24 protein-coding genes and 1 pseudogene are annotated in these 19,670 nt (G+C 59.7%); 7 read left to right on the top strand and 18 right to left on the bottom strand.

Annotated features, from left to right (window positions below; genetic code table 11):
- Nucleotides 1-29: 29 nt before the first annotated feature.
- The 15 genes from NKI61_RS22195 to NKI61_RS22125 all read right to left on the bottom strand — a co-directional run bounded on the left by NKI61_RS22195 (nucleotide 30) and on the right by NKI61_RS22125 (nucleotide 11,361).
- Entirely contained in the window at nucleotides 30-923 is an 894-nt protein-coding gene (locus NKI61_RS22195; protein ID WP_352840819.1) for an SIR2 family NAD-dependent protein deacylase, read from the bottom strand.
- A gap of 32 nt (nucleotides 924-955) precedes the next feature.
- Nucleotides 956-1,168 (bottom strand): putative nitrogen fixation protein NifT, encoded by a 213-nt coding sequence (gene nifT / locus NKI61_RS22190; RefSeq protein ID WP_023672220.1) that lies wholly within the window; start codon nucleotides 1,166-1,168, stop codon nucleotides 956-958.
- Nucleotides 1,165-1,485 carry a nitrogen fixation protein NifZ gene (locus NKI61_RS22185; RefSeq protein ID WP_023672219.1) on the bottom strand — a complete coding sequence of 107 codons (321 nt, stop codon included), beginning with the start codon at nucleotides 1,483-1,485 and terminating at the stop codon, nucleotides 1,165-1,167. Before NKI61_RS22185 ends, nifT begins: the two co-directional genes overlap by 4 nt.
- Before the next feature lie 98 nt (nucleotides 1,486-1,583).
- Nucleotides 1,584-1,778 carry a 4Fe-4S dicluster domain-containing protein gene (locus NKI61_RS22180; protein WP_023672218.1) on the bottom strand — a complete coding sequence of 65 codons (195 nt, stop codon included), beginning with the start codon at nucleotides 1,776-1,778 and terminating at the stop codon, nucleotides 1,584-1,586.
- Nucleotides 1,779-1,809: 31 nt separating this feature from the next.
- Nucleotides 1,810-3,288 carry a nitrogenase cofactor biosynthesis protein NifB gene (gene nifB / locus NKI61_RS22175; protein ID WP_352840816.1) on the bottom strand — a complete coding sequence of 493 codons (1,479 nt, stop codon included), beginning with the start codon at nucleotides 3,286-3,288 and terminating at the stop codon, nucleotides 1,810-1,812.
- A gap of 373 nt (nucleotides 3,289-3,661) precedes the next feature.
- Nucleotides 3,662-3,976, bottom strand: a complete 315-nt coding sequence (locus NKI61_RS22170) for a hypothetical protein (RefSeq protein WP_352840813.1) — start codon at nucleotides 3,974-3,976, stop codon at nucleotides 3,662-3,664.
- Between the two features lie 51 nt (nucleotides 3,977-4,027).
- The gene (locus NKI61_RS22165; RefSeq protein ID WP_023806340.1) at nucleotides 4,028-4,327 is read right to left on the bottom strand and encodes a ferredoxin family protein; all 300 of its coding nucleotides are present in this window, start codon (nucleotides 4,325-4,327) and stop codon (nucleotides 4,028-4,030) included.
- Nucleotides 4,328-4,338: 11 nt separating this feature from the next.
- On the bottom strand, nucleotides 4,339-5,646 hold the full coding sequence (locus tag NKI61_RS22160) for an FAD-binding protein (RefSeq protein WP_023712672.1): 1,308 nt from the start codon (nucleotides 5,644-5,646) through the stop codon (nucleotides 4,339-4,341).
- Nucleotides 5,647-5,656: 10 nt separating this feature from the next.
- Nucleotides 5,657-6,766: an electron transfer flavoprotein subunit alpha/FixB family protein gene (locus tag NKI61_RS22155; RefSeq protein WP_023685019.1), complete on the bottom strand. Its 1,110-nt coding sequence runs from the start codon at nucleotides 6,764-6,766 to the stop codon at nucleotides 5,657-5,659.
- Nucleotides 6,767-6,783: 17 nt separating this feature from the next.
- Nucleotides 6,784-7,635: an electron transfer flavoprotein subunit beta/FixA family protein gene (locus NKI61_RS22150; RefSeq protein WP_023672212.1), complete on the bottom strand. Its 852-nt coding sequence runs from the start codon at nucleotides 7,633-7,635 to the stop codon at nucleotides 6,784-6,786.
- A gap of 185 nt (nucleotides 7,636-7,820) precedes the next feature.
- The gene (gene nifW / locus NKI61_RS22145) at nucleotides 7,821-8,201 is read right to left on the bottom strand and encodes a nitrogenase stabilizing/protective protein NifW (protein ID WP_023687348.1); all 381 of its coding nucleotides are present in this window, start codon (nucleotides 8,199-8,201) and stop codon (nucleotides 7,821-7,823) included.
- Nucleotides 8,198-9,406: a homocitrate synthase gene (gene nifV, locus NKI61_RS22140; protein WP_023727119.1), complete on the bottom strand. Its 1,209-nt coding sequence runs from the start codon at nucleotides 9,404-9,406 to the stop codon at nucleotides 8,198-8,200. Before nifV ends, nifW begins: the two co-directional genes overlap by 4 nt.
- A 25-nt stretch (nucleotides 9,407-9,431) precedes the next feature.
- Nucleotides 9,432-10,598, bottom strand: a complete 1,167-nt coding sequence (gene nifS, locus NKI61_RS22135) for a cysteine desulfurase NifS (RefSeq protein ID WP_023685015.1) — start codon at nucleotides 10,596-10,598, stop codon at nucleotides 9,432-9,434.
- Nucleotides 10,599-10,634: 36 nt separating this feature from the next.
- Nucleotides 10,635-10,985, bottom strand: coding sequence for a hypothetical protein (locus NKI61_RS22130; RefSeq protein ID WP_352840811.1), 351 nt, complete (start codon nucleotides 10,983-10,985; stop codon nucleotides 10,635-10,637).
- 55 nt (nucleotides 10,986-11,040) lie between these two features.
- Nucleotides 11,041-11,361, bottom strand: coding sequence for a HesB/IscA family protein (locus NKI61_RS22125; protein WP_023698282.1), 321 nt, complete (start codon nucleotides 11,359-11,361; stop codon nucleotides 11,041-11,043).
- Between the two features lie 544 nt (nucleotides 11,362-11,905).
- On the opposite strand from NKI61_RS22125, the gene hemP reads away from it, so the two are divergent.
- The 6 genes from hemP (at nucleotide 11,906) to NKI61_RS22095 (ending at nucleotide 17,644) form a co-directional block, all read left to right on the top strand.
- Nucleotides 11,906-12,010 carry a hemin uptake protein HemP gene (gene hemP / locus NKI61_RS22120; RefSeq protein ID WP_023672206.1) on the top strand — a complete coding sequence of 35 codons (105 nt, stop codon included), beginning with the start codon at nucleotides 11,906-11,908 and terminating at the stop codon, nucleotides 12,008-12,010.
- Between the two features lie 30 nt (nucleotides 12,011-12,040).
- On the top strand, nucleotides 12,041-13,132 hold the full coding sequence (locus tag NKI61_RS22115) for a hemin-degrading factor (protein WP_023672205.1): 1,092 nt from the start codon (nucleotides 12,041-12,043) through the stop codon (nucleotides 13,130-13,132).
- A gap of 844 nt (nucleotides 13,133-13,976) precedes the next feature.
- A complete protein-coding gene (locus NKI61_RS22110; RefSeq protein WP_352840809.1) occupies nucleotides 13,977-15,194 on the top strand; it encodes a cytochrome P450 in 1,218 nt (405 codons plus the stop codon).
- Between the two features lie 40 nt (nucleotides 15,195-15,234).
- Entirely contained in the window at nucleotides 15,235-15,426 is a 192-nt protein-coding gene (locus NKI61_RS22105) for a ferredoxin (RefSeq protein ID WP_081725572.1), read from the top strand.
- A gap of 332 nt (nucleotides 15,427-15,758) precedes the next feature.
- Nucleotides 15,759-16,370, top strand: coding sequence for a nitrogen fixation protein NifQ (locus tag NKI61_RS22100; RefSeq protein WP_023687343.1), 612 nt, complete (start codon nucleotides 15,759-15,761; stop codon nucleotides 16,368-16,370).
- 776 nt (nucleotides 16,371-17,146) lie between these two features.
- Nucleotides 17,147-17,644 carry a hypothetical protein gene (locus NKI61_RS22095; protein WP_023706369.1) on the top strand — a complete coding sequence of 166 codons (498 nt, stop codon included), beginning with the start codon at nucleotides 17,147-17,149 and terminating at the stop codon, nucleotides 17,642-17,644.
- A gap of 269 nt (nucleotides 17,645-17,913) precedes the next feature.
- Here NKI61_RS22095 and NKI61_RS22090 read toward each other — a convergent pair whose 3' ends face one another.
- The 3 genes from NKI61_RS22090 to NKI61_RS22080 form a co-directional block, all read right to left on the bottom strand.
- A complete protein-coding gene (locus NKI61_RS22090) occupies nucleotides 17,914-18,156 on the bottom strand; it encodes a hypothetical protein (protein ID WP_352543328.1) in 243 nt (80 codons plus the stop codon).
- Between the two features lie 151 nt (nucleotides 18,157-18,307).
- Nucleotides 18,308-18,613, bottom strand: a complete 306-nt coding sequence (locus tag NKI61_RS22085) for a hypothetical protein (RefSeq protein WP_352840808.1) — start codon at nucleotides 18,611-18,613, stop codon at nucleotides 18,308-18,310.
- Nucleotides 18,614-18,902: 289 nt separating this feature from the next.
- Nucleotides 18,903-19,106, bottom strand: coding sequence for a DUF6471 domain-containing protein (locus NKI61_RS22080; RefSeq protein WP_023731283.1), 204 nt, complete (start codon nucleotides 19,104-19,106; stop codon nucleotides 18,903-18,905).
- A 91-nt stretch (nucleotides 19,107-19,197) separates the two neighbouring features.
- On the opposite strand from NKI61_RS22080, the pseudogene NKI61_RS22075 reads away from it, so the two are divergent.
- Nucleotides 19,198-19,670: pseudogene (locus NKI61_RS22075) on the top strand (transposase); the annotation flags it as partial.

Below are 19,670 nucleotides of genomic sequence, written 5' to 3'. Positions count from 1 at the left end.
AAAGGCATCCGCCATTGTTAATCCCGTCCTCAACCTGCAGCCGTGCCCGTTCCCACAAGCCGAGCCGCCGCTTGACTTAGTGGCATGTCGATCACCGTGATTCCGCTTGCCGCAAGAAAACGCGCTTCGTTTCTGGTCAGGGTTTCCGCGTCCATTACGGTGCAATAGGGACCGCGGGAGCGCTTCATGATCTGTCTGGCGTAGGTGCGCAGCATCTGATCGTTGAAGCGGCAGCCAACGAAGAAAAATCCACGGGTGATGCGCCGTTCCTTCACAGCGTCTGGGATCGGTGTCTGGATATCAATTTCGGACAGGACTTCGACGTAGTCGGAATCTGCGACGAGAAAGTTTTGCGCGGGCGTAATACTCCCGTGAGGTGAATAGAGAACCGTCTTGGCCCCCAATCGGGGGTCGAGCTCCCTCCCGGACAAATCGTAGGTTTTCGTCCAAATGTTGCCGATTTCATTCGCGCGCGTGACGCCTTGTATCTCAACGACGTCCGTTCGGCCGGTCTCTACCAGAGCCGTGCGCATCGCGCTGTCATACCAGCTGTCGATGATGAGGGAGAGTGGCAGCCTTGCGAGCCAGGCGTGGAAGGTGGTCGGCCCCACCGGCGCTGCGAATATGTCGGTCATCCAAGCTTGAAGCGTCCGGCGATGCCGGCGCTGTTCGATGAACTGTGCAACCGACCACATATTGGTGCGGATCCTGGAAGGGGCTGGAGCCCGTGCATTGAGTGCCGCGGCAACAACCTCCGGGGTATGCGGCACAGGCGGTTCCACACAGTTCAACTCAAGAAGACCCGGACCGAGATAGGGGATCACCTCATCGGCGGCGAGCGCTTCCTTCGCCAGGTCAAGCAGCTTTTCAGCAAAACTGTCCCGCACAATGACGAGGTGGCCCGATGTCAGGATCGTGTTCATCTCGTTTCCTCGCGACGCACCTAGGGGCAGCATCAGCCCTCTTCGGAAATCTTCCTTGCCTCGACGGTGATCGGCAGACGCGTATCATGTGGGAGATCGGGTAGGAGGAGCCGCCACCCGTTCCTGAGCGTGACCGTTCCGCCCCACAACTCTTCCTTCTCGAGTTTGATGATCGGCTCTTCGAGGTCCTTTTTGGGGACATACGCTGACAAACCAGCATCGGTCCTGCGGATCATGACTTTCATCTGGCCGTCCCTTCATTGGTATTGCTTTCAGCACTGCAGGGCGCCTCGGCCTCATCGAGGCTCATCAGTTCACGCGCTCGCATACCGACTACGGTGCCACGGTCGATCCACTCGACCGCATAGATGAAGAACTGCTGGAGAAAGGTGCCAATGTCGCGCACATATCCCTCGTCCCCCTTCCGCACGAGATTTTCGCCGATCTCCCTGCCAGGATAGGTGCCGTCATTCTTTATGTGGCGAGTGGCACGTACCCGCTCTCCCGGCATGAATCGTGGAGGCCTGCGGATTTCGATCTCCTCTTCGCGTCCGAGCGACATGTCCGTTCCCTGATTTCTCTTGCGGCTGAGATTGCGAACAAGGCGTTCCAGGCGTCCTGCGTAGGCAGCCCCCAACCATGTCGGCAGTCCAATGTCCGTTACGCAGGAACGCAGGTCTTCGGCACCGGACATACCGAGGCACATTGCTGCGCATCGAAGACCCCCTCGCATTCGGTGCACTTCTGTGACTCGATCACGTAGCTCTCGCCTTTGAACTTGATCGCGCCGGAAGGACATTCGAATTCGCAGGCGCCGCATTGGGTGCATTGGGATGCGATGATCTTGAAAGCCATTTTAACTCCTGGTCCGAATGAATGAGACAGCTCAGGCCGTCGCCGCGAGTGTGGGGGTCCCAGATGCGGCGATGTAAATCGCGCTGATTGCTGTCTCGATATAGTCATGGGCACAGGCGTCGGTGGCTCTGATTCCAGCCTCCGCGAGCTGATCCTGCGGGCAATTTCCAATCTTGGCGCACAGCACGATATCGATGCCTTGAAGCGCTGCGATGACGCCATCGAGGGCGGCTTCTGCGCCCCAGCCGCCAAGGCAATACTTGTCCACCTTCCGATGCCCGACGAAGCTGATCCCTTTCAGCGAGGCTTGATAAACCTGGAATTCCTTCGCATGGCCGAAATGCTCATTGACGCGGCCGCCGCCCTTGGTCGCCACCGCGAAGAGAAGGGACTTGCCGGGGCTCGCTGCCTTGACCAATCCGATCGCTTCTCTCCTAGCCTCGACGTGATCACGGCGCTCCTCCGCGACCAGCTCCCGATAGGCCTTGCGTTTGCTGGCATCGTAGGTGACCTCGCCGGGAATCCGGTCGACTGTGAATTCCTGGCCACGATCTTCTCCGAGCAGGCCCACGGCATCTGCCCGGCACTGCCGGCAGTGGCGCATCAACTGGGCGCCGTTTTCGACACGATCCTGAAGAGCCTTCATCTCCATTGCGTTTGGGCCGCGCTGCCCGCTCAGACCGTAGTGCGTGCCGTGGGCCGGGTCCGAAATCAGCGGCATAAGGTTGTGCAGGAACGCGCCTCGCTCCTTAATCCATCTATTCACCTCGATCAGATGCTCATCATTCACGCCCGGGATCACCACCGAGTTGATTTTGGTGAGGATGCCCCGCGCGGTCAGCATCTCCAGGCCCAACATCTGCCGCTGGTGCAGGATCCGGGTGGCTTCAATGCCGACGTAGCGGCGATGATCGTGAAAGATCCAAGGATAGATCTTTGCACCGACCTCAGGGTCGACCATGTTGATCGTGATCGTCACGTGATCGACATTCATGTCAGCAAGCTCATCGACATGGTCGGGCAGCGCCAGCCCATTCGTGGATATGCAAAACTTGATGTCTGGGATTTCCCTGGCGACCCTGGCGAAGGTCGCCTTCGTCTTCTTCCAGTCGTAGCAGGCGTCGCCCGGTCCGGCGATGCCGAGCACGGAAAGCTGCGGCACCTCATTGGCGACCGCGATCACCTTGCGTAGCGCCTGATCGGGCGTCAGCTTTTCAGAGGCCACCCCAGGCCGGCTTTCGTTGGCGCAGTCATATTTGCGATTGCAGTAGTTGCACTGGATGTTGCAGCCCGGCGCGACCGCGACGTGCATACGCGCGAAATAGTGATGCGCCTCTTCTGAAAAGCAGGGGTGATCCTTGATCTTCTCCCAGACAGCCGGATCCGTGTCGTCGGGCTTTGTCGACGAGCCGCAGGTCGAAGACGCGCAGCCCCCGAGTTTCATGGTGCCAAGCAACTGGTCACCGAATGTCGTGCTGAGGCTCTCAAGCGAAATTGCCGGTGCAGACATGAACGGCTCCGTTGCTGCGTGATGTCGCAGTTCAAAGCGCAAGAGCTATGCCAGCCCAAAGAGCTGTTTCGGTTCATGAATAGGCTTCCCGTGTCACATTCCTTCGGATTGCTCCGACACACCTGTCGGGCTTACGACAGTGGACAGGCAAATAGGGTCGCGAGGCTAGCAGCCTCGGGCGCGCAGAGTGTGAGCGAGACCACTCCGGGCTGCTTACGCTTGACGTCATCACGACGTCCCGAATTTCTTAACCTTGATACCATGCCGGCGCAGGGCGTAGCCGATTATCCAGGGCGTGAGGCCAGGGATACGAGCCGCCCTGGCAAAACCCAACCGGCCTTGTCAATCGCGTCGATCAGCCACTAGCGTTCCGTCAGATGCGGGCGACAAGCGGCATGGTTCGGACGCCGGCCGTAGGGGGAGATACCTTGCTGCGGAGGCGCCGATGCGACTGGCCGGCAGCCGCAATCCGCTCGATCTGGTACAGCCTGTGGTATGAGGCGGCGAGTGCCTGATTGAGGTGCGTGGGTGTTGCCGGCAGTGGCGGCAATCTCCGGCTCTCCTTCAGCGTCCAGACGACGACTTCTCCATCACCCGTCTGCAGAAACGTGGGCAGGACGTTCACGACAATTGCCCAGCGTATGGCGAGCGTAATCTCCAGCTCGCTTGGCGCGGTCAGCACCTTCACATATCGTAGAGTCCCTGAGCGCGGTATCTGCTTAGGGCATGCGTGCGCCGGTCATCCGAATTTAAAGAGGATTCCGAAACCGCCGCGTGGATAGTTCCACTCGATCTCACCAGTCGTCCCGCACAAAATCCGGCAGGTGCCGCACTCCATGCAGCCGTCGGCAGTGATCTCCACTTGACCCTTGTCGTTCAACTCATAACATTTCGCCGGGCAGACGTGGGTCAGCGCGAGCAAATTCGCGCTCGGCTTCTGGTGCGGTCGCACTTTGATGTGCGGGCGGCCGGAATCCACCAAGTAGCGGTTCTGGTAAAGCTTGTCCTCGACACGTGACTTCGTCGCTGCGCTGGTCATTTCGTCTCCCCTCAGCGCCACGCCAATGCAAGGCGGACCGCGTCGCTGACCAGCCCCCAGCGCGAGCGCGCCTTGATGAAGGCCGCCGTGGTCGCCTTTTCCTTCTCGATCTTCGGCGTGCCGTCGACACGCATGAAGTTCTGCGCAGCTTGCGACATCAACCGCGGATAAGTCGTGAAATAATTGCATGAATTGGTGTGGAGCAAGGCCGGCATGTCTTTGTATTTCCTCAGGTCCTTGACCACGAAGGACTTGTCCAGCATGGCTTTGTAAAGGGCGAGATTCCGTTTGTTCATCGGACCGTTGCGGCTCTTGACCTCGACGATTGCCTCAGCCGCAATGCGGCCGGAGGTCATGGCGAGGTTCGAACCCTCGCGGTGAATGGCGTTGTTCAGTTGCGCGGCATCGCCGACCACGACCCAACCATCGCCAAAGAGCTGCGGAATAGCCTTGTAGCCGCCTTCGGGAATGAGGTGTGCGGAATATTCTTTCACTTCCGAGCCGGCGATCAGCGGCCGGATCGAAGGATGGCTCTTCAAGGCATCAAGGAGAACGTAGGGGCTCTCGACCATCGCGGCAAAATCGGAGACGAGGCAGCCAATGCCCAGTGAGATGGACTCCTTGTTGGTATAGAGGAAGCCGAGCCCGGCCATGCTGCGGGAGGTCGTGCCCACCGCCTCGATCACGCAGCCCTCATCGCCCTTTACGCCGAACCGCTGCTCAATGACCTCTTCGGGCAAGAAATGCATTTCCTTGACGGCGAGGGCCACGGTTTGCGGCTTTGGCATCTCGCGCAGGCCGGCTCGAGTGCCAAGCAGTCCGCAGACACCTTCTGCGAGAACGACCACGTCCGCGTAGATGGCTCCGCCCGCCCGGTCTGTGCGGACGCCGATCACCCTGTCATTGGCATCACGGATGAGTTCCGTCACGGTCGTCTCGCACAGAACGGTCGCGCCGGCCGCGCGCACCTTACGCGAAAACCATTTATCGAACTGGGCACGGATGATCGTGTACCGGTTGGGCTTCGCCTCATTGAAGTCGTCCGACCTATAGTGAATCCCTGTATGGGATGTGTCGTCCATCACCCAAAGCCGCTGTTCAACCAAATGCCGCTCGAGAGGCGCATCATCCCGGAAATCCGGGATGATCTTCTCCAGCATGTTCGCGTACATGATGGCACCCTGGACATTCTTGGAGCCCGGATATTCACCCCGCTCCAACTGCAGCACCTTCAGGCCATGGCTGGCCATGGTGTAAGCAGCTGCGTTTCCGGACATGCCTGCCCCAACAACAATGGCGTCGAAGTTTTCCTCGATCATGTCCATCCCCTTAGCTCGAAAGCTTATCGCGACTGTGGGGCGACAGCCGCCGGGTGAAGGCTTCCGTCAGTGCGGGCAGGAAGCGGATCGCGTCGGTGACGATTCCGAGGTGAGCGAAATCGAAAATCGGCGCGTTCGGGTCGGTGTTGATGGCCACGATGAGATCCGCCCCCTCCACGCCAACCCGATGCTGGACGGCGCCGGAAATCCCGGCCGCTATGTAAAGCTTCGGCCGGATCGTCTTGCCAGTTTGGCCGATCTGCCGATCAGCTGGCATCCAGCTCTTCTGGACCAACGGACGCGAACAGCCGTGCTCGGCGCCGATTGCTCGTGCGAGGTTCTTCACAAGCTGCAGGTTCTCCGCCGCGCCAAGACCAAGGCCTCCCGCAACCACGACGTCGGCATAGGCAAGGTTTGCCTTCGCCGACTGATTGTCCGGCAGGAAGCCGAGGACTTTGGTAGCGATCTCGTCCTCGGCAAGCGAAAGCTTGTGCCGGATGACACGCCCGACCGGTTTATCCGTCCGCTGCGGCATGGGCATGACCCTCGGCCGCACGGTCGCCATCTGCGGGCGGAAATTGAGCGTATAGATCGTGCACAACAAGGAACCGCCGAAAGTCGGACGCGTGGCGGCGAGCGAACTGTCGGTATCCACATCGAGTTCGGTGCAGTCGGCCGTGAGCCCCGTCTGCAAGGTCGTCGCCACGGAGCCGGCAAGATCCCTGCCCAGTGTGGTGGCACCGAGAAGAAGGATTTCGGGTTTGTGGGTATCGACCAGATCCGTCAGCGCCTTGGTGAAAGGTTCATTCCGATAGTCGGCGAGCAGGGGCGCCTCGGCGATGTAGACAAGGTCAGCGCCATACGCGAATGCTTCGGCAACGGCGTTCCCGACGGCCTCTCCCGGCGGTCCAAGCACGACGCCTGCAAGCTGGACCTGAAGCTTGTCTGCTAAGTTGCGGCCTTCGCCGAGCAGTTCGAATGATACCGGATGGACCTCGCCACGTTCGAGCTCGATGAAAACCCAAACGTGCCGATAGTCCTTGAAATGGGCGGGCAATTCCTTCTTTATGCCGGCGCGGCCGGCGGCAGGGCGAGGGGTTTCTCCGTTCGCGGTCGACATCGTTTTGCTCCTTGCCGTCACGCGCCGCCGTTAAAGGCGAGCTCATGTTCCAGCGCCGGCTGGCGGGTGAAGATTGCGGTGATGAGTTCGTCAGCGACATCGCGCAAGGCCTTCTCGGCGGTGTCGATTTGTGCCGCCTTTTCAGCTCGAGCAGGAGGGGCGAAAACACGTTTGACGACCGTCGGTGAACCGCGCAGGCCGCATTTGGTGAGATCCTCAATGCCGGCGTCGGCCGCGCTCCATTTCAAGACCTGGCTGCGCGCGGCGCACAAGGCGTCCTGGATCGAGCCCCGGCGGATCTCGTTTGTGCCTTCCAGCATGGTGATGAGGCAAGGGAGCCTGCTCTTCAGCATCTGTGTGCCGCCTTCGGAACGGCGCTCGACCTTGATCTCGCGTGCAGCAAGGTCGACAGAAGGGATCTTCGCGACATAGGTCAGTTGCAGGAGTCCGAGGCGCTTGGCGATGCCGGGCCCGACCTGGGCGGTGTCGCCATCGATCGTCTGCTTGCCGGTGAAGACGAGGTCTGGCGTGCCGAACGTCTCGCCAATCTTCGCGATTGCCTGGGAAAGGGCGAACGAGGTTGCCAGCGTGTCGGAGCCGGCAAAATAGCGGTCGGTCAAGAGCACCGCTCGGTCGGCGCCGTAACCGAGCGCCTTGCGCAGCGCGTCCTCTGCCATGGGCGGACCCATGGTGAGCACAGTGACTTCGCCGCCATGTGCGTCGCGCAGTCTGAGCGCTTCTTCGAGGGCGAACAGGTCGTAAGGGTTGATGATGGTCGGAACACCCTGGCGCATGATCGTGTTCGTGACCGGATGGACCCTTATCTGTGCCGAGTCCGGCACCTGCTTGATGCAGATTACGATGTGCATTGGCGGTTCCTCTAGGCTCCTGTCCGGGTCCGGCATTGCGGTTATCTCCTTTGTCCGCATTATTCGTGCCAAGTCTCTTGCGCTCCCCCTTTCCTACAACTTCGGCTGGTTGCTTCTGACGGCGCTGTGGTGATGACCGCATTTGGCGGCTGCTCGACATTGTCGCGTCGCACCCTTGTCGCCGATCATTCCCGTCCGAACCGCTTCAGTACCGAGTCGAACGGAACAAAGGTGTGACCCGGCGCGGCAGGTTTGTTCGGATCGTGGTCCTTGAGCACCTTGAAAATCCGATGCGTGAGCGGCGAGGAAATCGCAAAGTCCTCGTAAGCTCGTTCGAGCGTCGCGCGCACCCTCGCGGCAATCACCTGGTCGGGCAGACCGGAGAAATCTTCTTCGGCGAGGTATTGGCCCACACGCTTCATGATATGGAGCCGCGAGACATTCAGTACCTTCGGGTCATAGGCGACGCCTAGGACTGAGAAGAATTCCTCTGCAGCCGACAAGCGCTTCAGTCGTGCGAGGATGTCGGTGACATCCATGGGGCGGCTGTCAGCGGAACAATTCATTGCATTCTTCCTGGTCGCAAAACTGTGGCCTCTGTGCGCTCGCGCACGGCTGACTTGGACCCGCACAGCTCGATGAGGGATGCCTCGCTGCACATTCCATCGTAGAGCTCGACCAGTCGAGTTGCAGTGACGGTCGATTTGGTCTCGGCCGCCTCGCGTCGGACGCGGGCCACCATCGCGGCTGCCAGATCCGGGTCGAGATCGCGACCGCTTTCGCTCAGCACATGGGCAATCGCAGTGGCGCCGGAATGCTTGCCGATGACGATCCGCCGGCAGCGGCCCACGAGAGTCGGATCGAGCCCCTGATAAGTACGCGAGTCCTTCAGCAGCCCTGCGACGTGAATGCCGGATTCGTGGGTGAAAACATCGGCGCCGACGACCGGCTTAGTGGCTGCGGTCTGCCGGCGGGCGGCCCAAGCCACCTGGGCGGCGAGGCCGGGCAATGCGGTCAGCTCAATGCCGGTGTCTGCGCCGTCGAAGACTGCCATTGCGGCGGCCACCTCCTCCAGCGCGGCATTGCCCGCACGCTCGCCGAGCCCCAGGACGGTGACGGAGGCATGGCGCGCGCCTGCGCGGATCGCCGCCAGCGTGTTGGCGCCAGCAAGTCCGAGATCGTTGTGCGCATGAAATTCAAGGTCAATTGGAGACTGCACCACGAGCTGGGCGACAAGTTCGAAGGTCGAAAACGGGTCGAGAACACCGACTGTGTCGGCCAGCCTCACGCGGCTTGCGCCGGCGCGTGCGGCCGTCTCGATGACGCGGGCGAGATGATCCCGATTGGCCCGCGAGGCATCCTCGCAGCCCACCGCGACGAAGAAGCCGGCATCGGCGGCGCGCCTGACCATATGATCGATGACCTGGAGCGCTCCCGCCTTATCGAGGCCGAGCTTGGCGGCAAGTTGGATGTCCGACGCAGGCAGCGACAAATTGACCGCTTGGACGCCGCTCTCGATCGCTGCATCGAGATCCAACGACGTCATCCGGCACCAGGCCATGAGCCGAACCGGAAGACGCCGCGCTACCACGGCGCGAATTGTTTCCATCTCGTCGACGCCCATGACCGGCGTGCCGATCTCGATCTCTGTCACGCCAGCCGCCGCAAGAGACTCAGCGATCTCCAGCTTTTCCGTCGTGGTGAAGGCGACGCCCGGCGCCTGCTCGCCATCGCGCAAGGTCGTATCGTTGAGGGAGACATGACCGGTCATGACAGGCAGCCTGTTCTTCTGCGGCTCACGCATAGACCGGACTACCCGGCCCAGAACCGGAAAAGCTGCGCAGCTTCCCCACGATTCCCGGCATGACCTCGAGCACCCGGTCGATGTCCTCTTCGCTGTTGTCCCGCGCCAAGGAGAAGCGGACTGCCGCGTGTGGCGTTTTCATCGCGCTTAGGACATGGCTTGGTTCCAGAGAGCCGGAGGTGCAGGCCGAGCCAGAGGAACACGCGATGCCAATGCGGCTGAGGAGAAGTGGAATTCCATCACTTTCGACATGTTCGAAGGAGATGTTTGCGGTGTTGGGCAACCGTTGCAAGGGATCACCAGTGACACAGGTGCTTGGGATGCGCTGGAGGATCCCGCCCTCCAGGCGATCGCGGAGCGACTTTACCCGTGTGGTCTCGTCGTCCATGAATTTCAAGGCGAGTTCGGCCGCCGTGCCGAGCCCGGCTATGCCAGGCGTATTCTCGGTGCCAGCACGCCGGTTGTGCTCTTGGTGACCCCCCTTGATCAGCGAATGGAAATCGACGCCACGTTTTACGAAAAGCGCACCGATCCCTTTCGGCCCGTGCAGCTTGTGGCCGGAGAGCGACAGCATGTCGATTGCGGTCGACTTCAGGTCCATCGGAAGCTTGCCGACCGCCTGCACAGCATCGGTATGGAATAGGGCGCCCACTTCCTTGGCCAACTCGGAAAGCCTTGCCACGGGGAAGATCACACCAGTCTCGTTGTTCGCCCACATTATTGACACGATTGCAACCTGTGGGGTGAGGGCGGCCATATAGGCGTCGAGATCGAGCCGACCACGGCAATCCACCGGGATCCTGTGCACCTTGAGGCGGCGGGTCTTCTCAAGATGCGCGCAGAGCGTCAGCACGGCGGGATGCTCGACCGCGGACGTCACGATCTCGGTTCGGTTGGGCGCCGCCTCGAGCGCTGAAAGAAGCGCTGCATTGTCGCTTTCTGTCCCACCCGAGGTGAAAGTGATCTCATCCTCGAACTCCGCGCCGATCAGCGCTTGCAACTGCCTCCGCGCCTTTCTCACCGCCGCACTGACTGAGGCGCCAAGAGCGTGTGCCGACGAAGGGTTGCCGAATTGATCCCTAAAGAACGGCAACATCGCTTGCACGACCTCAGGATCGACCCGTGTGGTTGCGTTGTTGTCGAGGTAGACAGGCTTCATAGGTGCGATCCTCAGTTAAACAGAATGACGCGAGCGCTAGACCGACTCGTTGAGCCTCTGGCGCATGCCGTTGATGATCATTTGAACTGGCAGCGCGCGCAGGCGCCCGGAGTGTTTGACGTAAACCGGATCTCCGTCGATATCGACATGTTCGCAGTAGCCGTAGGTCAGCCCGCAGGTAAGGACGCCCGAACGCGATAACGCTACCGATGAGCCGAATTTGGCGCAGCGGCGCGATTTGTCCGCAAGCAGCTCGGGTGCCACCAGGAACCGAGCTGCTTCGGGAGGCGACGTTCTTTGAATCTTACTGGGAGCGAATGGCGGTCCCGAGATCGGCTTTGACCTTGTCTTGTTTTTTAGGACGGGGACATCTGTTGTGCCGGCCATATAAGTCTCCTCTGCCGCAAAATCACTCTGTCGGCCGCACAGGCGCTTCGGGCGTTTAACTGAACGACTTGCCGCAGCCGCACTTTTCGCGCGCATTGGGGTTATCGAAGACAAAACCGGAAGATTGGAGCCCGGTGAGGAAGTCGACGGTCATGCCGGCTACATGGGGTTGGGAACCCGCGTCCACGAACAGCTTGACCCCATCTGTGTCAGTGATCGCGTCGCCCTCGCGCGACACGCTCTCCAGGCCCATTAAGTATTTGAAGCCGGCGCAGCCGCCGGCCTCGACCATAATGCGAAAGCCGTCCGCCGGCTCGCTGGCGCGGGAAAGAGCAGTCTTGAAGGCGGCAACAGCGTTGTCGGTGAGCGTAATCATGGCTCCATTCTCCTCAGTCCGGGACCTGCTTGCCCATCACGTCGCATGCACCGTGCCAAAGCCAAAAAACGTTTCAACACAGCGCGGCATCTCTCACACTGGTGCTTCTTGTGAGTGCATTGCTGAGAAGGTGTCGGCCAATCGACACGTGCTGTCGGGTTTGTCGGGTCCGCCACGAGGGATGTTGGGCCTGAGTTCTTGGTTGAACTCACATCACCAAATACAGAACTTCTTCTGAGCTTGCCTCGGCGCAATTGGCACGGTTTTTGAAGCTCCGTTTGGCGAGACGGCAAGAGCATGCCGATCCACAACCATGCCGTGGGTGCCATCGCGATGGATGGGGCGAAGCAAGGGAGTAACATGTCAGGACCGTGGGCAGATACGCGTTGTTGGCAAAGCAGCGCCGCTCGTGGCATCCGAATGCCCGCTTGGCCGATTGCGACAACCTCCATACTGGCTCACCACCGCCCAGTAGCCGCCGACCGGCTCGATGGGATGCCATCGGCATGTGGCTGCTCGCCGGTTTTCGCATCGGTGCGACGCCGTGCGCACGCTGTCCAGCGACACCTTGTTCATGGGCCAGCAGCAGATCAGGATCGAGCATTTCGGCGCGCCTTATCGGCTGAAGGTTCCCGGGCAGGGCAGATGATCCTCACACGTCGTAGAAACAGGGGTAAGCATGGACCAACGCGAGAAACCGTCGCCCGACGAAATCCGGCGGGCGTGCAAAGACAATCCGAAGATCCGGGAGCATGATCTCGCCGCTCGATTGGGCATTTCGGAAGCCGAGTTGGTCGCGGCGCATTGTGGTCACGGCGCGGTGCGCATCGAGCCGCGCGTCGATGATCTGCTGACCGGCCTCGAAGCGGTCGGCGAGGTGATGGCGGTCACCAGCAACGAAAGTGCCGTGCACCAAAAGATTGGCGTCTACGGCAAAGTGGTCACCGGCAACCAGCATGCCATACTGCTCGGCGACGAGATCGACCTGCGCATCTTCCCGAAAGCGTGGGCGTATGGCTTCGCCGTCGAGAAGCGCGAGGGGGCCGAGATCCGCCGCAGCCTGCAATTCTTTGATGCCACCGGCGAGGCGATGCACAAAGCTCATCTCACGCCCGCCTCGAACCTGCAGGCCTATCAGGATCTGACGGCAGAGCTTGTATCCCCCGACCAGGAGCCGATCATATCGCTCGAGGCGAGCGGGGCGCGCGATAACGCAGTGAGTCCAGACCACGCCACCACGGTCGACGACCTACGCGAGCACTGGGGCCGGCTAAGCGACGTGCATCAGTTCTACCATATGTTGAAGACACTGAAGCTCAGCCGCTGCCAGGCGATGCGTATGGCCGACGAGGATGACGCCTGGCTACTCGACAATGATGCCATTGGCGCCCTGTTCCAACAGGCGGCCGAAGACGAGATGCCGATCATGTGCTTTGTCGGCAATCGTGGTTGCATTCAGATCCATTCCGGCCCGATCAGGTCGGTCAAGCAGATCGGGCCGCGGATCAATGTGCTCGAAGAGACCTTCCATCTGCATCTTAGGACCCATCGCATCCGCGAGGTCTGGGCCGTGCGCAAGCCGACGAGGGATGGTCACGTTACGTCCATTGAAGCCTATGGCGCGGACGGCAAGATGATCATCCAGTTCTTCGGCACGCGCAAGGAAGGCGAACGCGAGGGCAGCGACTGGCGGTTTCTGGCCGAGAGTCTGCCACGCGTTCCCGGTCCGACCTCCAGGGGTGTGTTGACTGCCGACAGGTCCTCGGATTGAATTGGCCGCGATAGGACTCAGCACCACGTTCCGACAGCGGCTCGCGAGCAAATCTAGGTCCATGAGCGGAAAGGATGCCGTCGTAGCGCATGCGCATGGTCAGGTGATGCACGCCGGAATGGACCGCATCTATACAGTCAAGCTGGTCGCCGGTCGGCACCGGTGCGCACGAGTGCATCGCCGTCTGCCGGAAAAGCCTTGCAGCGCCTGCGAGCGATAAAACGCATACGCCATCAGCGCCGAACCGAAGCGCGGCTTGACCTTTTTGATATTTCCGATCGTCTCGCGCAAGCGCCGTCGGGTCTTCTCGGACCGCACCCGATCCTTGCGCTGGATCGCGTCATTGCTCAATCCGGGCCGTGCGAGCGATCTACTCGCTCGTCGACCGGCAGGCTGTGCAGCAACAGCCAAGCCGAACAGCCCGATGTCGCGGGCTCGACAAAACCGACCACGGATGTCGGTTGTCGGACGTTGTCATAAGAATGATGGACAGGTGATCATCAGCGGCAGACCCAGCGCAGGCTGGCATTGCTTGGTGCACCGCCATGGCTACCCTATCCGGCACGCGACTTGCTTCGACAATTTGATCAGCAGGGCAGAGGTGATTGACCAGTCTCTCAACCCTAACGGGGAAGCGGCCGCTTTGCTTCATGACCGGAGCGCGGCGGAGATGCCCCTCTGATCGACTTCGCAACCCATCTCATCCGCGCTGGTGCAGGTGGGCTGTATCAGGCGACAGAATCTAGAAGGCGCCCGACAAGAGACGTGCCCATGCTGGAAATCGACTTTATGAACAGCGGTGCAATCTCAATTGAGCCATGAACGCCAATGTAGAGAAAACAAAATGGCGACCAACCCCGTTCCAGATCATGTCCCGCCCGAAATGGTGAGGGACTTCAGCCTGTTTACATCGCCAGGGATGCCACCAACACCCAACGGGGATCCACACGCAGCTGTCGCTTGCGTACATGACGGGCCTCCGATCTTTTACTCCCGCTACAACACGCAAGATGGCCGGGGTACCTGGGTCATCACCCGTGCCGCGGACCAGCGGAAGGTGCTGCAGGACGCAGAGACTTTTTCCAGCCATCGCAGCATCTTCTCCTCCATACTGGGTGAGAACTGGCCGACGATCCCGCTTGAGCTCGATCCACCGGCCCATGGCGTCTTTCGCTCACTGCTTAATCCGCTGCTTTCGCCAAAGCGGGTGTTGGCTTTGGAACCGGCTGTCCGCGAACGGGCGGTCGAGCTGATCGAAAGGATCGCCGCGTCGCGCACAAGCTGCGACGTGATGAAGGATTTTGCCTTTCCTTTCGCGGTGAGCACGTTTCTTCGCTTTCTGGGGTTGCCTGATGACCGACTCGATACATTCGTCGGCTGGGGGAAAGATCTGCTCCACGGCGACGATAAGGAACGACCTGTGGCTGCCCGGACGATCGTGGCATTCATCGACGAACTTGCAGCCATGCGCCGCGATGAGGCGGTTGACGATTTCATGACCTTTATAGTGCAGGCACAGGTCGAGGGCCGCCGGCTGACTGACACCCAAGTCCGCGGCATCGGCGTGCTTATCTTCGTCGCTGGGCTCGACACGGTCGCAGCAGCTATAGGCTTTGACTTGGCGTACCTCGCACGCAACCTCAAAGATCAGCAATTGCTGCGGAGCGAACCGGACCGCATCCCGCTCGCAACCGAAGAATTGCTGCGGGCCTATCCGCCCATTCAGTTGATCCGCGTGGCCACGAAAGATATCGACTTCGAAGGCGCGCCGATCCGGAAGGGGGACTATGTTTCCTGCGCCACGATGATTGCCAATCGTGACCCGGCGGAATTCGAATGCCCCAACACGATTGATTTGGAGCGGGAGGACAACCGCCACGCAGCGTTTGGCTATGGTCCCCACCGTTGCCTTGGCTCACACCTTGCCCGGCGCGAGATTGTCATTGGCCTGGAGGAGTGGCTGGCGCGCATCCCGGCTTTTAGGATCAAGCAGGGTACGGCGCCGATAACTTCTGGCGGCCATGTGTTCGGGATCGAAAATTTGATCCTGGACTGGTCTTAGGCCCGCCCCGAGCCCGGGCACAGACAATGGAGGCAGCGCCATGCGCATCATCGTCCAAAAGGCCAAATGCCAGGGCCACGCGCGATGCGCGGCGCAAGCGCCGGACATCTTTAAACTCGATAATGACGGTTACATCCTGCCTGGTGACATTGAAGTTGCGGAAGGGGAGGAACTGCCTGCATCACGAGGCGCGCGATCCTGTCCTGAACGTGCGCTGGAACTCACTCGCTGACGCTCTGGATGAGACGGCATTCAACCGTGAGTCTGGCGGCTTGAACCATGTGGCCGCACTCAGCACGCGACCTCTGTCCCGCACGGTTCACGTCCAACTCTGCGGGGCAAATTCCGGCGCCAGTGTTCCCCGTGAGGCGCAAACGGCAGGGCCGGGGTTCGCGAACCTCTTCGAATCACAGAATTTGCGCCAGAGCCGATGGACCAGACGAGAATTGCCGAACTACTCGACGCGAGGCGACCCGGAGTGCCGTACCGAAGAACTGCCCGACCCATGTTGCGGCAGGCCGGGTCTCTGCATGATTTGATAGGGCGAAACCAGGAGAACGCACCATATTTGCCCAACATTATGCCCGGCTCAGCACCGGCCAATGGCCGCAGCTGGAGAGAAGGTTCGACCAGCATGTGCTTGCCTGTGTGCTTTCACGTGCGCTCGAGGAGATCGAGGCCGGCGAGGCGACGGCGACGGAGGCAACCGGACTTTCGCGCGCCGAGTTGCGCGATGTCCTGTCCCGCTGTTTCCCTGCTTTTCCTATCAACGCGTTTGCCTTGGAAGAGGGGAGCGAGCCTGAGCCGGATCTGGAAGAAGAACTTCTGCGCGGACTGCTGCTGGCGCATGCCCGGCCCGACGACAAGGCAAGCGCCCGCTTCGCCAAGATCATCGCCCGCCGTGCCATGCGCAATGACCACCTCTGGCAAGACCTTGGTCTTTTTAGTCGAAGCGACCTCGGCCGCCTGCTCGCCTCGCATTTTCCGACGCTGGCGGCCGGCAACACCCAAAACATGAAATGGAAAAAATACTTTTACCGAAAGCTCTGCGAGGCCGAAGGCTTTTCGCTGTGCAGCTCCCCCAGTTGCCGGGACTGCAATGATTTCGAAAGCTGCTTCGGCCCGGAGGAAGGCGAAAGCCGCCTCACACGGACCAAGGACAACGCCCAGGATTGAGAGCCGCTTGCGTCAGTCGTACAGCGTCAGAGCTCGCGCCGCGCCATCTGTCTGTTGTCAAATCTCGACGGACGCCTTGGGGGATTTGAATACTGTGCGCTCGCGATGCTCGCTTCGGCGGGTCGTCGTCATGGCAGGCGCGAGTCGAATGTTTGTTAGATGCCGCCACAACCTAAGCCGGCATCATCAATCGCTACAAGCGCAAGGAGTTGAAGGACACGTTGCGCGATCTTGAGCAGGCCGGACGAAACGGGGTCTGCAGTGTTTTCTTCCGCTTCGGCGCCACATAGCTTTCAACCAGGCGAAATGCTCGACGTCGACAGTTACCAGCGGCCGTAGGTTGATGGTCACCGTGTTTGGCGCTCAGAACTTCCTCCGTGCTAGTCAATGGCGAGCATCGGAAGCGATTTTGCAGGTTTTGCGCTGACGGGATTCTGGCTCGGCCCGCCGGTCGGGTTCGTCAAAAGGTGCTAATATAGCGTTGTATGTCCGATCGGCGGTAGTAGCCGCTTACTGATCGCCGGACGGTCATCCCTGAACCTTGTTGCACCGCACCTGGAGTGCTTAGGGAATGATATTATCTGACAAATGGAAAAATCACGCAGGGAGCCAAAGTAAAATTTTATTATATCTGATTCCTGAGAATTACCAAGTAATGATCCAAGAACGAATCTTTCGCGGGCCGTTAAGTTGTTTTTCAACTCTAGTGCGTCACTATGGGGTCCGTAGGTCCCAAAAAATGTCCCATCCTTTGCAGGGCAACAAGGAGGCGTACTATGGCAAGAATTTTTGAAATTCTTACGGGCAGTCTGACTGCCGGATGTGTTCTCGTAATTCTTTGCATGCCAGCGACTGCAGCTGGAATTAATGTCGGAGGCGTCGGCGGGGTATCCGTCGGCAGCGGAGGCGCCAGCGCTAATGTGGGCGGCAACAGCGGCGCTACGGCTAGCGTATCCCTAGGCGGTTCTGGGGCAAATGCCGCAGCCTCCGTCGGCGGCACTGGCGGAGCGACTGCTTCCATCGGCACCGGCCGCGCCAATGTCGGTGTCGTCACCGGGGTCGGTACCGACGTAAATGTCGGCGTTGGAACCAATCCAGCCGCCAACCCCAGCAACCCGACCGCTTCGAGCAACCCGAATCTGGCTAGCGTTGTCGGCGATATGTCGAACGCCCAGGTCACTCGGATGAAGAAGCGCTGCGTCGAAGTGCTTAGCAACGAAGATACCTATGATCGTGAGCTGCGCCGGCTCTGCTTGCTGATCTCGCGCCGCTAACCAGCGACCCCTTTCCGACCTGTCGGGGCTGTCGACATGACACTCTCCAGTTCCGGCAGTGGAAGCCCGCCCGCCGAAAGGTTGGCGGGCTTTTACAGTCGGCGTTTTTCCATCCGCAGCAGGCAGGATGTTTAGGCACTTTCGCGTATGTAAACGTTGACACTTAAGACGCTTTCGCCTCGTAGGCAAGTTGTGTAACGCCTTGTTCTTGAACAAACAATGTGAGAACGCCTAGTTGCTTAAGCGAAAAGCGCCTTGCCGAGCGGATATCAAAAATAAACATTGTAGCGATCTTGCAACCGCCCGAGGCCGCTTTTACGCGTTCGGAGCAAGTCTAAGGCCGATAACTCATCGTTTTGCTTATGTTTCTTCACGTCACGGTGGCGGTAGGTGTAGCCGGGAATGTCCTGCAAATGGAACGTATTGCCGGGAGGCGAGTAGCGGTAGATAAATCCGAATTGGTCGGTGATCCCGTTGACGCTCGTATAAGTGATCTCGCCATACAGATACATATGGAAGGGAACCCGCCCCTATGTGAGTATCGGACAGGAAAAGCTCATTCAGCACATTGTTTGTGATAGGGCCGCCGCGATCAAAAGCTGCAGGGCTAAGAGCATCGTCTGCCCCGAGCACCCGTTCAACGTCATTGATTTCTCCGGGATGTTAATGCGGAGTTGGCGGCAAGTTGCAAAGCCGGAGGCTCGCCCGAATCTCGTTTATGATGGCAGGAGTGCGTCCGAAATTCTTAATCGAGTATGCCGCTTCCGGAATTGGTCTTTTGTTGTCGGGCTTGTCAGCCCAATCGTGCGTCACCCCCACCAACGGTTTGGTGGCGGTGACGAACAAATACGGGCGCTCGATATCGAGCAAAGCCTTTTCGGCAATGTCGGCGCTGCGCTGGGTGTGCCTAGCAGCCTCTTTGGCGTAGTAAGCAGCGGCCATAGCAGCGGCGAGCGTGAAAGCACCCACGATAGCGCCAATGGTGGTCCAGTTCGCCGACTGTTGGGCAGCGTCGGCAGCGTTCCACTGGGCACACAGATCGGAACTGCGATCATCGTGACCTGCTTGGCATGGGTTAGTGTAACTTGGGGGTTCATTTGCCTGTTGGACTGGCGGAGGACTCGCCGCAACAGGTTTGCCTATGGTCTCTTGATGCTGTTCGGAATGTTGGGGCTGAGTGCTCTTGCGCTCGTCTGGCGGTAAAGCCGCCCCGAGTAAAACTACTCCGAAAGCCGCAATGAGGATGCCCCGATAGCGTCTAAGCATTGCAGTAAGAACGCAGCGCTAAAGCCCCCCGGCTTATTTTGTTGTTCAAATTACGCTCGGTTTCGTGGATGTCCATAGTCGCCAATTTTTCGGCGAGTTGGGCATAGGTAACGCCCTTCCGCTTCAACTCTGACTTCAAAAGGTTCTTGGCTTTCGTCTCGTATTCGACGGTCTGCGGGTCGTCCTTGCCTGCCATAGCCTCGCCTCAAAAAATATCATCACAGTCGGTTTGGTACAGGCCCCTGTATTTGGCGATACAAGCCCGCATATAACCGGATATGATGACAATAGCCCAACACTTCCTCCTTTCCGCCGAAAGCCGCTCCCTTTCTCTGAAAGAGATTTACAAGGGTGGCGAGGAAAAGGCTTACGACGCGTTCAAGCGCCTTCGCTGGGCTTCAACTCAAGGCGAGCCTGTTTGCCGGAAATGCGGGTGCCTGGATCATTACGACATTCCGACCCGTCGCAAGTTCAAGTGCGCCGCTTGCGGGGGCGCAGTTCTCGGTTACGAGGGCACGATCTTCGCCTTGGCGCAAGCTGTCGTTTGTCGATCTGCTCGCCGCGATCTGCCTGTTTGTTAACGGCGCGAAGGGCATGTCGGCGGTCCAGTTCTCTCGCGATCTGGACGTGCAGTACAAGACCGCCTTTGTGCTGGCTCACAAGCTGCGCGAAGCCTGTCGGCTGAAACCAAGAACGAAACCCTTGAAGGCGAGGTCGAGATTGACGGCGCATACTTTGGTGGCGTGGTGCGCGCCGAGGG

It is taken from the genome of Mesorhizobium sp. M0514 (assembly GCF_040321145.1).
Lineage (GTDB): Bacteria > Pseudomonadota > Alphaproteobacteria > Rhizobiales > Rhizobiaceae > Mesorhizobium.
Note: the sequence above shows the minus strand (reverse complement) of the source record. Positions and strands in the feature narration are given on the sequence as shown.